General features: G+C 66.3%; 13 protein-coding genes. All 13 read right to left on the bottom strand.

The window, feature by feature from the left end; genetic code table 11:
- Window position 1: 1 nt before the first annotated feature.
- The 13 genes from JOD47_RS05035 to JOD47_RS04975 all read right to left on the bottom strand — a co-directional run bounded on the left by JOD47_RS05035 (window position 2) and on the right by JOD47_RS04975 (window position 12,499).
- Window positions 2-1,168 (bottom strand): CaiB/BaiF CoA transferase family protein, encoded by a 1,167-nt coding sequence (locus JOD47_RS05035; protein ID WP_239548013.1) that lies wholly within the window; start codon window positions 1,166-1,168, stop codon window positions 2-4.
- Between the two features lie 138 nt (window positions 1,169-1,306).
- Window positions 1,307-2,182 carry a fumarylacetoacetate hydrolase family protein gene (locus JOD47_RS05030; RefSeq protein WP_239548012.1) on the bottom strand — a complete coding sequence of 292 codons (876 nt, stop codon included), beginning with the start codon at window positions 2,180-2,182 and terminating at the stop codon, window positions 1,307-1,309.
- Window positions 2,182-2,955, bottom strand: coding sequence for an SDR family oxidoreductase (locus tag JOD47_RS05025; RefSeq protein ID WP_204532555.1), 774 nt, complete (start codon window positions 2,953-2,955; stop codon window positions 2,182-2,184). The genes JOD47_RS05030 and JOD47_RS05025 overlap by 1 nt, the downstream gene beginning before the upstream one ends.
- On the bottom strand, window positions 2,956-3,846 hold the full coding sequence (locus tag JOD47_RS05020; RefSeq protein WP_204532553.1) for a dihydrodipicolinate synthase family protein: 891 nt from the start codon (window positions 3,844-3,846) through the stop codon (window positions 2,956-2,958). It abuts the gene before it with no gap.
- Window positions 3,843-5,069 (bottom strand): L-2-hydroxyglutarate dehydrogenase, encoded by a 1,227-nt coding sequence (gene lhgD / locus JOD47_RS05015; protein WP_204532552.1) that lies wholly within the window; start codon window positions 5,067-5,069, stop codon window positions 3,843-3,845. The genes JOD47_RS05020 and lhgD overlap by 4 nt, the downstream gene beginning before the upstream one ends.
- The gene (locus tag JOD47_RS05010; protein WP_204532550.1) at window positions 5,066-6,301 is read right to left on the bottom strand and encodes an MFS transporter; all 1,236 of its coding nucleotides are present in this window, start codon (window positions 6,299-6,301) and stop codon (window positions 5,066-5,068) included. Before JOD47_RS05010 ends, lhgD begins: the two co-directional genes overlap by 4 nt.
- Complete coding sequence (locus JOD47_RS05005; protein WP_204532549.1) at window positions 6,298-8,436, bottom strand: TRAP transporter permease; 2,139 nt, start codon at window positions 8,434-8,436, stop codon at window positions 6,298-6,300. The genes JOD47_RS05010 and JOD47_RS05005 overlap by 4 nt, the downstream gene beginning before the upstream one ends.
- A complete protein-coding gene (locus JOD47_RS05000) occupies window positions 8,433-8,936 on the bottom strand; it encodes a hypothetical protein (RefSeq protein ID WP_204532548.1) in 504 nt (167 codons plus the stop codon). The genes JOD47_RS05005 and JOD47_RS05000 overlap by 4 nt, the downstream gene beginning before the upstream one ends.
- A 16-nt stretch (window positions 8,937-8,952) precedes the next feature.
- Entirely contained in the window at window positions 8,953-9,960 is a 1,008-nt protein-coding gene (locus JOD47_RS04995) for a TAXI family TRAP transporter solute-binding subunit (RefSeq protein ID WP_204532547.1), read from the bottom strand.
- Between the two features lie 50 nt (window positions 9,961-10,010).
- A complete protein-coding gene (locus tag JOD47_RS04990; RefSeq protein WP_204532546.1) occupies window positions 10,011-10,601 on the bottom strand; it encodes a carboxymuconolactone decarboxylase family protein in 591 nt (196 codons plus the stop codon).
- Window positions 10,594-11,322, bottom strand: a complete 729-nt coding sequence (locus tag JOD47_RS04985; RefSeq protein ID WP_204532545.1) for an SDR family NAD(P)-dependent oxidoreductase — start codon at window positions 11,320-11,322, stop codon at window positions 10,594-10,596. Before JOD47_RS04985 ends, JOD47_RS04990 begins: the two co-directional genes overlap by 8 nt.
- A 167-nt stretch (window positions 11,323-11,489) precedes the next feature.
- Window positions 11,490-11,675, bottom strand: coding sequence for a hypothetical protein (locus JOD47_RS04980; RefSeq protein ID WP_204532544.1), 186 nt, complete (start codon window positions 11,673-11,675; stop codon window positions 11,490-11,492).
- Window positions 11,676-11,836: 161 nt separating this feature from the next.
- Window positions 11,837-12,499, bottom strand: a complete 663-nt coding sequence (locus tag JOD47_RS04975; RefSeq protein ID WP_204532543.1) for a GntR family transcriptional regulator — start codon at window positions 12,497-12,499, stop codon at window positions 11,837-11,839.
- Window positions 12,500-12,596: the final 97 nt, after the last annotated feature.

Below are 12,596 nucleotides of genomic sequence, written 5' to 3'. Positions count from 1 at the left end.
ACTACTTTCCGCTGGTGATGGTCGAGAGCGCCGCGAAGGTCGCATCGTTGTGTTCGCCGAGCAGCGGCGGCAGGCGCCGGTAGCTGGCAGGGGTCTCTGAGAGGTGGATCGGGTTGGCGACCTGGTGGCTGGTGCGCGGTCCGGCGTCGTCGTTCATTTCGACGGCGGGATCAAGTCCCAGCTCCTCGGCCAGCTGGAGGGCCTCCACAATGGAGTTCACCTTCCCGGCCGGGACGCCCTCCTTGGACAGGACGGCGGACCACTCGGCCGCGGGACGCTTGGCGAGCTGCTCCTCGAGGAGAGACTTGAGCTCATCGCGGTGGGCCACGCGCTGGGTGTTGGTTTTGAACCGCTCATCGTCGGACATTTCGGGAACTCCGAGGATCCGCACCAGCGAAGCAAACTGCCGGTCGGTTCCGACGGCGACGGCGAGCGGCCCGTCGGCGGTCTTCAACGTCTCATACGGAGCGATCGACGGATGCGCGTTCCCCATCCGCTGCGGCGCCTCACCGGTGGCCAGCGTGCTCGACGCCTGGTTCACCAGCCCCGCCAGCAGCGACGACAGCAGGTTCACGTCGATCCGCTGTCCCTGCCCGGTGGCGTCCTTATGCCGCAGCGCAGCCAGAATCCCAAGTGCCGCGTTCTGCCCGGTCACCACGTCGACCAGCGCCACACCCACCTTGCTCGGCTCCGAGTCCAGCGATCCGGTCACGCTCATCAACCCGCCGACGGCCTGCACCAGCAGGTCATACCCCGGAAGGTGAGCCCCCGCCGTCGAGCCGAAGCCGGTGATGGAGCAGTAGATGAGGTCTGAGCGCTCCAGCGTCTCGTAGTCCAGCCCGAACTTCTTCATCACGCCGGGCCGGAAGTTCTCGATGATCACGTCCGCGTGCAGCGCGATGTCCTTTGCCCGGGCGAGGCCCTCGGAGGTCCGAAGATCGCACACCACCGAGCGCTTGTTCCGGTTCACGCTCGAGAAGTACGTGCCGACGCCGTGCTCGTCGACGGGCGGCGTCCAGGACCGGGTGTCATCCCCGGCAGGGCTCTCCACCTTGATGACGTCCGCCCCGAAATCGGCGAGCATCATCGACGCATAGGGTCCCGCGAGAACGCGGGAAAAGTCCGCCACCCGGACGCCCTCGAGAGGGCCTGAACCTGACGTGCCCATCGTCATCTCCTTACTTTTGGTGCATCGACTGGGCGCTGGCTACGTGCTTCCTGCCGGGAACCCGTTCTCAGCGCCCACTCGATGGTGGTGCGTGGTGGTGCGTGGTGCGTGGTGCTGGGTGGTGCTTGGTCTTGCGTTCTACGTTCCTGCAGTCACCGGGTTGGTCAACGTCCCGACGCGGGCCACCCGCGCCTCGGCGACATCACCGGGCTTGATATGGATCGCGCCCGGCGTGCCCGTTGAAATGATGTCGCCCGGATACAGCGGCATCACCTTTGAGTGGAAACTGATCAGATATTCGGGGCTGTACCGCATGTGCGCCACGGTGTTGGTCCTCAGCACCTCCCCGTTCACCACCGTGGACACCTCCATGTCCGCGAGGATCCCGTCGCCCACTGCCTCGGCCAGCGGCACGATCCGCGGCCCGAACGAGAAGAAGCCGGGGAAGTTCTTGGACCGCGTCAGGAACCGCGGGTTCCTCTGCAGGATGTCCTCCGCGGTCTGATCGAGCACAGGCACGACGCCGGCCACATAGTCCAGCGCGTCCTCCACCTCCACATTGCGGCAGTACCGCCCGATGACGACGGCGACCTCCCCCTCCGCGGTAGTCCGCTCGCTCTGCGACGGGATGGGAATGTCCTCGCCCGGCCCGATGATGGTGTGGTCGCCCTTGATGAACGACGCCGGCTCCTCCGGAACACCCTCGGACAGGTCCGATGCGTGCTCCATATAGTTCAGCCCGATGCCCCACAGCATCCGCGGATGCCGGTAGGGTGCGCCGTACGTGACCGTGGAAGGGTCCTTGAAGATGTGGTCGTATTCGCCGTCGTCGACCGTGCGGACCAGATCCTCCAGCTTGTCGAGCAGTTCCTCGCTAAGGATCTCGCGGACGTCCCCATGGAAGCCGGGAATGAGGTCGCGGACCAGGGCGAGGCCGCGTTGCGGATGCACGACGGCGGCAACCTCGGCGTCTCCCTCACGGACCGAGCAAAGGTGCAGCGTGTGGTTCATCATCAGTAGCTCCTTACCAGTCCGCCGTCGCAGCGGATCTGCTCACCGGTCACGTAGGCCGCGGGCTGGCTCGCCAGGAACGCGACGACGGCGCCGAACTCTTCCGGCTTCCCGTACCGGCCTGCGGGGATGGTCGCCTCCGACGAGGCCCGTGCTTCCTCGGGCGTCTTGCCCGTGCGCTTGGCGGCGCCCGCATCGAGCGACGCCACGCGATCGGTATCAATCCGGCCGGGCAGCACCATATTCACGGTGACGCCATCGGCAGCCACCTCACCCGCCAGCGTCTTCAGGTACCCGGCGAGCCCGGCGCGGCCGATGTTGGACAGCGCCAGGTTCGGCAGCGGGCTCTGCACCCCGGAGGACCCGACGGCGACAATCCGCCCCCAGCCCCGCTCCCGCATGCCGGGCAGCACCAGCGAAACCAGCTTGATGTGCTGCAGCAGCAGCTGGTTCACGGCGGCGAGGGTCTGCTCATCCGTTACGTCAGCGGCGCCACCGGGCGGCGGTCCGCCGCTGTTGAGGATCAGCACATCGACGGGCCCGAACGCCTTCTCGGCCGCCTCGACGAGCCGCTCCGGGGCACCATCGAGGGTCAGGTCAAGGCCGACCCCGACGGCGGACGGCAGCTTTCCGGCCTCCGCCTGCACTACATCCTCCCGGCGGGCGGCGAGCACCACGTTGGCACCCTCACCGGCCAGCGCCTGCGCAATGGCCAGGCCAATCCCGGAGCTCGACCCCGGTACCAGTACGTTCTTCCCCTTGAGTCCGGTATCCATTTAGGCAAGCTCCTTTACAGCATCCAGGTGTCCATCGATCATGTCGGCCAGTTCAGCAGGCAGTGTCGGCGCAGGCGGGCGGACCAGCGCTTCGGCGATGATGCCGCGCCTGCGAAGGATCTCCTTGCGCAGCGCCAGGCCGATCCCCGGCTGACCCTCGAAGTTCGCCAGCGGCAACCACGGTGCAAAGACGTCGCGGGCGGCACGGAAGCCGCCGTCGTCGTTCGCTTGGATCGCCAACTGCAGCGCCTCCGGGTGGGAGAAGCCGGTCATGGCGCCCGCGGCACCCGCCGCGAGCTCATCAATCAGGCCGACGCCGCCGAGCCCACCGAACACCGGCACGTCCGTGGCGCGGGTCAACTGAGCAATAGCCGCAGCCGTGGGCGGTGCCTCGGACTTGATCGCCGAAATGAACGGGCAGCGCTCCACGACGGCGAGAATCTGCGCGGTGCTGATCTTCACGCCGGACGCGACGGGGTAGTCCTGCAGCACGATGTCGGCGCCGGTCGCTTCGTGGAGCGCGGTGAAGTGCGCGGTCAGCAGGTCCGGATTGGGCGTGTTCGCCTGCACCATGAGCGCGGCGAGATTGGACCCGGCTGCCTCGACCGCTGTGCGGGCCTGCTCAATCGCGACGTTGGTGCTCCGCGCCGACAACCCCACGATCAGGGGCGTCTCCTCGGCGGCCTCGGCGACGGTGGAGACGATGAGCCGCTGCTCAGCGGTATCCAGCGTGGCGCCCTCACCGAACACTCCCAGCGCCACCATGCCGGTGGCCGGAATGTGCGTGTACAGCTCCACCTCCCGGCGAAGCGACTCGGTGTCGACGGCGAATGACGGCCCGGTGAACGGCGTGGCCAGCACGCCCCAGAGCCCCCTCTTCAAGTGCGTCATGCAACTTCCTTACTATCAGTATCCAAAACAAGCGAAACAATGTGCTCGGCGATCGCCAGCGATGACGTCGCGGCCGGCGACGGCGCATTCCGCACCGCCAGCACCGACCCGTGGCGGGAGATCCGGAAGTCGTCCACCAGCGAACCGTCGCGGTCCAGCGCCTGGGCGCGGATCCCACTTGGCCCGGGAACGACGTCGTCAACGGTCAGCTCCGGCACATACTTGCGCGCTTCATTCACGAAGCGGCGCCTGCTCAGCGACCCCACCATCTCGACAGCGCCCGTCTTCCAGTGCTGCTTCGCGAAGGCCCGGAAGCCGGGGTACCCCACGGCATCGCCCAGGTCGCGGGGAGACACAGTGCCCCAGCCGTACGCCTCACGGGCGAGTGCGAGCACCGCGTTAGGCCCGACCATGACCTCGCCGTCGGTCCGCGGAGTCAGGTGCACGCCGAGGAACGGGTACTGCGGGTCTGGAACGGGATACACCAACCCGCGGACCAGCGAGCGTTTCGAAGGCTTCAACAGGTAGTACTCGCCGCGGAAGGGCACAATCTTCGGGTCCTCCCGATCACCGGCCAGCCCAGCCACCCGGTCCGCCTGCAGCCCGGCGCAGATGATCACCGAGTCGAAGATCTCCCAGGTGTCCGTCCCGTTGTGGGTCCCGGTCACCAGCGTCTCGTTGCCGCGCTGGGTGATGCCCGTGACCTCGAACCCGGTGTGCACCGTACCGCCGGCAGCGACCACGTCGTCCGCAAAGGATCGGGTCACAGCGCCGTAGTCCACGATCGCCGTATGCGGGGAGTGCAGCCCGCCAACACCCTCAACGTGCGGCTCAATCTCACGCAACTCGTCGCGGTCGATGATCCGCACACCCGGGACTCCGTTGGCCCGGGCGCGGGTCATGATGTCACCCAGCCGCGATTCCTCCACCGCGTTCCGGGCAACAAGCACCTTGCCGATCTCGTCATATGCCAAATCTTTCGAAGCGCAGTACTCCTTCAGCAGCTCCACGCCGCGTCGGCACAGCTTCGCCTTCAGCGATCCGGGCGTGTAGTACAGCCCGGCGTGCACCACGCCGGAGTTTCGGCCGGTCTGGTGCGCGGCAAGCGAATCTTCCTTCTCGAGGACGGTCACGGAAGCGTCCGGCTCCTGCTGGAGCAGCCGGCGCGCGACGGCGGTCCCCAGAATTCCGCCGCCGATCACCGCATAGCGTGTGGCTGTCATGAAGTCTCCTTTACGGGTGTGGGTTTGCGTCGCATCGAGGAAAGTGTGAACACCGGAACTCCCCGCGACTTGCGGATCAGCCGGCGCCCGATGCGGAAAGTAATGGCAGCTGCCAGCGCCACGACGCCGGCCACCACCCAGGCAGTGGAGTATGAGGTGGCGCTGACCAGCAGCCCGAACAACAGCGGCCCGCCGGCCGCGCCGAGCGACAGCCCGGTCTGGACAACGCCGGTCGCCGATGCGGCTGCCAGCCGGTTATCCCGCACGACGGCGAAGTGCAGCAGCCCCGGCCAGGTCCAGCCTGCGCTGTAGGCAAGAAGTGTGCCGGTCACCATCAGCGCGGTGGACCCGACACTGAGCATGAGATAGCCGACGACGCCGGCCACCAGCAGATTGGCGATCAGTACGTAGGGGCTGCGGGTGGGCATCTTGTCCATCAGCGCACCGAGGAGGATGCGGATGCTCAGGCCCACCACCGCCGCCCCGGCAAAAAGGAGTCCCGCGGTGCTCGGTTCAATGCCCGACTGCACCATCGAGTCCACCAGGAACACACCCAGCGAAGTGGCGGCAGCGGCAGCGAGGCCGGCACCGATCGTGAGGACTACCAGCCCGGCACGCGGGGTGCCGCGGTCCTCCGGGTGGCCGGCCGCCGTCGTCGTCGTCAATGGTGCCTGCCCGCGGAAGAAAGCCCATACGGCCAGGCATAGCGCCAGCCCGGCGCCGAAGAAGAACGCATACCGCCAGCCGAGCACCAGTGCGATGCCTGGGACGGCGAGCCCGCCCAGCAGCGACGCCATCGGGATGGACGACTGCTTCACCCCGAACGCCAGGCCCAGCCGGTTGCTGCCGATGCTCCGCGAAATGCCGAGGTTGGCAGAGGGCTGGGCCATGGCGTTGGCGAGGCCGCCGATGAACAGCGCCGCCACCAGAACGGGGAATGACGGTGCTGCACCGGCGCCTGCCAACGCCAGAGTTGCGAGGATGGCCGAAAAGACCATACCCCGCCCTGCTCCCACGCGCTGGACGATCCGGCCCATGAGGCGGGCGGATATCCCGGCCACCGCAAACAGGGTTGCTGCTGCGATGCCCATCTGCGCCGGCCCCAGGTCGAGGTCGTCGCGGATCTGCACTGCCAGCGCGCCCAGCAGGAACGCCGGCAGCACCCCGGTGGTGGTGACCGAGACGGCCTGCAACAGGGTGGTTACAGGCCGTCCGGAGGACGGTAGGTTCACGGGGTCGATTCAGCCGTCCGCGAGCGGTCAGTCTCTGAGCGTGCCGGGGTGGCGGAATCATCATGCGGGTGCCGCTTCACGCGGACCACGTGCAGCACCAGACCGACAGCGATCAGCGCCGCGCCGACCATGAGGAACAACGGCTCCATGACCAGCAGCGGCAGCGAACCGACGCCGATGAGCACCCGCTCTATCCAATTGGCCGGGCCCATGATCCAGCCGCCGGTGGCCACGGCCAGCGCTGCGACGGCGACGGTTGAAACCGCCAGCGCCAGAAGCACGGTACCCACGCCGCCCTGCATCAGCAGCCCGATACCCGGGCCGGTCAGCACGAAGATGAACGGAACCAGGAACGCGGAGAGCGTGTACCGCCACGTGAGCCACATCGTCTTGATCGGTTTGCCGCCGGTAATGGCCGACGCCGCAAACGGGGAGAGCGCGGTCGGAGGCGACACTTCGCTGAGCACGGAGTAGTAGAAGATGAACATCGCGGCGGCGAACGCGGGGACGCCGACGTCCTGCAGTGCCGGGCCGATGATCACCCAGGAGATGATGAAGCTCGCAGTGACGGGAACCGCGAGGCCCAGCAGGATCACCGAGATCGCCGAGAACAGCGCGGTGAGGAACAGGCTGCCGCCGGCGAAGTCCACAATGATGTTCGCGAGCTTCAGGCCCAACCCGGTCAGGGTCATGATGCCGACAATCAGGCCTGCGGCGGCCATGACGGGAATGACCGAGAGGGCGCCGGTAGCGCCGGTGGCCAGCGCGTCCCAGATCCGCTTCGGCGTCATCCAGGACTGCTTGTCGAGGAAGCTGAGGAGGAACGCGAGGATCGTTGCGTAGACGACGGCGCGGAACGGCGTCATGCCCAGGGCCATGAACACCACAATCGCGATCAGCGAGCTGAAGTGGTAGCCGAAGCGGAGCAGCAGCTTGCCGGCGGGCGTCGTATCGATCTCTACCGGCTTCGTCTTGAACTTCCGGGCATCCATCTCGATGGCGAGGATGATGCCGAGGTAATACAGGAGGGTCGGGATAGTGGCCCAGATCAGGACCTGGAGGTAGGAGACATTCAGCAGAGCGGCGATGATGAACGCCGCAGCGCCGAGGGTCGGGGGCGACATGATCGCGCCGATACCGGCGGCCGCGAGGACACCGCCACCGTGCTCCTTGGGGTAGCCGGCCTTCTTCAGCAGCGGCCAGGAAATACCACCGAGGGTCACCGTGGTGGCGACGCCGGAACCCGACACCGTACCGAGGAGGAAGCCCGCCATCGTGACTGTGCGGCCCGGGCCCGATTTGGACTGGCCGAATGCCGAGAAGGACAGGTCAATGAAGAACTTCGTGGCTCCCGACGCCGTCAGCACGGCGCCGTAGATAGTGAACAGGATGATGTACGTCGCCGCCACATCCGTTGGAACACCGAAGATGCCCTGCGTTCCCATCACGTTGTGGCCCACCAGGCGGACCCACCCGAACGACGACGTCTGGAACGGATCCGGAATGTACGGACCGAAATAGGCGTAAGCGAAGAAGCCGAGGACGACGATCGGCACCAGGATCCCCACGGTCCGCCGTGCCGCCTCCAGCACAACGAGGATGGCGATGGTGCCCATGATCAGGTCGAGGTAGGTGGGGATGATGGCCCGGCGGAAGAACGCGTCCCAGTCGGAAATGATGTAGAGGAACGGCACGATGGCGATGATCGCCAGTGCCCAGTCGAGGATGTGCGGATTGTCCGACCGGCGGCCTTCCTTGATGTCTTCCTTGGCCTGGTCCGACCGGCCCCAGCCGCGGTAGACGAGGAACGTCATGGACAGGCCGATCATCAGGAACGCCGGCAGGTAGAACTGCGTGGCCATCGGGTTGAACACCCAGTACAGGCCGAAGACGGACAGGATGACGCCAACCGCCTTGATGATGAGCGCCGGCGTGCCGGTGAGGTGCCGGGCAGGCTTCTCCGCCTCGAACTCGGCAATCAGCGCTTCTTCGTCGAACTTGCCGTCGGTGTCCTTGTAGGGATCCGGAGATCCGGTGAACTTCTCGTCCGCGTTCCGGCTGTGGGTAGCGCGGTGTGAGCCGGGCGGCGACTTATGCGCAGCTACGGCACCATTGCCGTCGGGTCGCTCGGTCATTGGATCTCCTTGATATCTAGCACAACGAACGGATTGGAGTTCCCCACCAGCGGCCACAGTTCAAGCGGTGGCTCTTCGGGAACGTGGAGGGTGCGCTGCCCGAGGTCGGTGGCAGCGATCGAGAGCGTGTCAAAGACCACCGGACGCTCAGGGTTCGGCGGTACAACGTAGTTGCGCCGGTCATTGGGGCCGGCAGGTTCCGGGGCGCCGGGGACGCCGTAGTACTCCTCGAGGACGGCGAGCTGGTCAGCCGCTATCTGTACCAGGCGGTAGGAACCGTCCGGCAGCACCTCATAGCGTTCCTCGGCGAGGGTCTGGTAGATCGAATTGCGGTAGCTCACCGCAAAGGTGTCCCCGTTCAGGGGCACCGTGGCCAGCTCGCCGTCGTCGTTGGTCACTGTCAGGGAACGCTGGGGTGACCCGGAATTCCCTGCGGTGATCCCTGCCAGTGTGCCGAGGCACACCAGCAAACCAACGACGACGACGGCGGGCTTATTCATGGTGGTTGGCTGGCCCTTAGCCTGCCTGGTCGAAGTATGCCTGGGCGCCGGCGCAGGTCTCTACGAACGGAACCGAGCCGGCAGTGGCTGGATCCATTTCTTCCGCGGCCGGGTGCACCTGGACAAGCTGTTCCTTGTTCTCGAAGAGAGCGGTGGTGATGTCCTCCTGGAGCTGCTCATCCATGCTGGACGCAGCAACCAGGATGTTCGGCGAGGCGATCACGGAGATTGCCTCGGTCTGTCCCTCGTAGGTTTCTGCGGGGATTTCCTGCTCGACGTAGTAGTCGCCGTACTCCTCAGCCATGGGAGCTGCGTACTCGCCGATCGGGATGAGCACCATGTCGCCGTCGGCCGCGAGGTCGATCAGCGCACCGGTGGGCAGGCCGCCTGACCAGAAGCCGGCGTCGATCGTGCCGTCGCGCAGGGCTGCCACTGTTTCGGCAACACCGAGCTGGCGGCGTTCGATATCCGCTTCGGGGTCAAGACCGGCAGCCTCCAGGGTACGGATTGCGGCAACCTCGGTAGCCGAACCCGGTGCGCCCACGGAGACGACCTTGCCCGCCATGTCCTCGACCGTCGCAACGCCGGTGCCTTCAACCGAGATGGGCTGCAGGAAGTTGTTGTAGACGTTGCCGAGCGAGCAGATCTCAAGGGCGCCGCTCTCGAAATCATTGACGCCTTCGACGGCGTCAGCAACGACGTCGCCCACGGCCAGGGCCAGCTGCGCCGAACCGTTCTGGATGAGCAGCATGTTGTCGACCGATGCGTTGGTCTCCTGGACGGTGGCGTCGTAGCCCTCGACGTTGTCGCGGATGACGGTCGCGAAACCGCCGCCCAGCGGGTAGTAGACGCCGCCGGTGCCGCCGGTAGCGATGGACAGGGTGCCGCCTTCGCCGCCTTCAGCGCCGCCGCCCCCGCCCGTTTCAGGTGCGGGGCTGCCGCAGGCGCTCAGGAACAGTGCGGGTGCAAGGAATGCGGCGGCAGCGATGCGCGATCCGCGGACCTTGTTCGAGGTGCTGGTCATGGATATCTCCCTTGATATGTGATGGGTGTTTGGTGCGGAGTTGATTCTCATTACTGGTGCCCCTCCTCTGGAGCGGTGTCAGCCGGGGCTGGGACGTCAGCCACGGCAAGCAGTCCGGCGAGGGTGCGGTAGTACCCCACGAGGACTGAGATTTCGGTGAGCCCGCTGTGCCCGAAGTGCTTTTGCGCGGTGGCTCGGATGGTTTCATTCACTCCGGCTTCGGTTACCAGTTCGCGGGTGAGTTCGAGCGCAGCGGCCTCGCTGTCGGAGACGCTCGCCGGGACGCTGCCTGCCTGCAGCTGGGTCAGTTCCTCGTTCGAAACGCCGACGACGACGGCGGCCCGGCTGTGTGCGTACCACTCGTACTCCGAGTTCAGGGCTGCAGCGACCGAGCAGATGACGAGTTCACGGGTGCGGTCGGGGAGCTGGCCGCCGAACCGCAGTGCTGCGCCGAGTTCCTGGACGGCGTTGCCGATTGCCGGTGCGAAAAGGAGGGCATTGAACGGGCCGGCGAGGGTGCCGTCGTCGTACACGATCCGGAACGGGCCGTTGGCGCGCGGGCCGGCAGTGATCTTCTCGTAGAGATCCTGCTGGTCCGCGGACAGCTCCGCCGGCTTGAGGAGGGGGAAGTGGTTAGACAAGGGTTCGCCCTCCGTCCACATAAAGGACGTGCCCGGTGACAAAGGAAGCCTGGTCGGAGGCGAGGAAGAGGACAGGGCCGGTGAGGTCATCGACGTTGCCGAGCCGCCCGGCGGGAACCAGTGACGTGTAGTGCTCGCGGACGCCCGGCTTGTCCAGGTGTGCCCGGGTGAGATCGGTTTCGGTGTAGCCGGGGGCGATCGCGTTGACGGTCACGCCGCTGGCTGCCCATTCGCGGGCCATGACGCGCATCATCTGGTTGATGCCGCCCTTGCTGGCCGCGTAGGGAGCGTGGTCGGGGTGGGCGAGTAGGCCCGAGACCGATGAGCAGTAGACCTGGCGGCCCCAGCCGGCGCTGACCATGTGCCGGCCGGCGGCCTTGCCGAGGCGGAAGGCGCTCGAGAGGTTGATGTCGAGGGTGCGCTGCCAGTCGTCGTCCGTGGTGTCGAGGACGGGGACGCGGTGGTTCATGCCCACGGCGTGGAGGAGGACGTCGATCCCGCCGAGGGTGTCGATTGTCGACTGGACGGCGTTTTCGCAGCCTTCGGCGGTGGAGAAGTCTGCGGTGACGCTGTTCTCGTGGGCCGCAAGACGTGCCTCATCGATGTCCGCAACGACCACGCGGGCACCCGCCGCGCTGAAGGCAGCGGCGCAGGCCTCACCTATGCCGCCGGCTCCTGCGATCAGCACGCGCCGGTCGGCAAGTCCTAGCCAGTTCTCCACGGAATAGGGTCCCTTTGCTTCGTCGTTGATAAGCGGTCGTTAGAATGGGCGTTATTGGAGATTGTATACAAAAACGGAGCGGTATGTAACCCCGGTCACACAGAAAGTTATCAGAGGTAACTTCGTTGCGGGAGGGGTTTGGTGGAGTGTTACGAGAGTGTGACATGTTACTGAGCGGCGGCTGGTTCCGGTCCGGAACGTCGTGGGCTGAGCGCATTGCGTGGCGCGTTCATGGCGTCGGAAGGCGGCTGGTTGGGGCCCTTGAACGTTCGCCGGTGCGGCCGGGCGAGGGTGCGGCCGGGCGAGAGCGCGACCGGTCGGGCGTGGCGCATCGCGAGCAACCTGGACCGCATCGCGAGCAATCTGGACAAAGGTGGCCAAAATAACGCGCACCTCGGACCAGGTTGCTCCAATCCAGGTCCGGATCGCTCACCACGTCGTCCGGATTCCTCCGCTTCGAGCCCCTGCTTCACGTCAGCCCCTACTTCGTGTCCGCCCTATGTGGCGTCAGTGCTTACTTCGCGTCGAGGAACCGGCGGAGGGCGTCGACGGCGTGGTCGCGGTGCTCGTCCAGGTGCTTGACCAGCCGGTCGGCGTCGCGGTCCGCGAAGGCATCGATGATGAGGTTGTGCTCTTCTTCGACGAGGCGCCGGTTGGTTGGAACGCCGTAGTAGACAAACCGGTAGGTGTCCGTGGCGTCCCAGAGGACCTGGATGAGCCGATCGAGCCGCGGCATTTCCGACGCTGAGAGCAGCACGAAGTGGAACCGGCGGTTGGCTTCGGTCATGGGCAGGATGTCTGCGGCGGCGCTGGCTGCCTCGACCTCAAGGGCGGCGTCCTTTATCGCCTGCAGCACTGAGCCGTCTGCGCGCTTGACGGCGGCGTACGCGGCTTCGGTCTCAAGGAGCTGCCGGATGCGGTACGTCTCCAGGAGATCCGCAAGCGACAGCCGGGCAACCTTGAAGCCCCGGTGCGGCTCGTAGACAATTTGTCCTTCGCCCTCGAGGATCTTGAATGCCTCGCGCAGTGGAACCCTGCTGACTCCGAGTCGTTCGGCGAGGGCGTCCTGCCGCAGCGGCTCGCCGGGCTGGACCTCACCGGCGATGATCATGCGGCGCAGTTCGGCGAGGGCGAAGGCCTGCGCGGTGGGAGGCCGCTTGGGCGATGTGCCGGCCATGCGCGTCCTCCCTCTGCTGTAGCTGACTTCTCGATGGTGAACTTCACGCCGCCGAATTTCCTGACGACTCTAGTTCAACACAGCAGCAGGTTACGGA

The sequence above is a fragment of the Arthrobacter tumbae genome (assembly GCF_016907495.1).
GTDB classification, from domain to species: Bacteria; Actinomycetota; Actinomycetes; order Actinomycetales; family Micrococcaceae; genus Arthrobacter_D; species Arthrobacter_D tumbae.
This window is presented reverse-complemented; position numbering and strand designations above follow the sequence as displayed.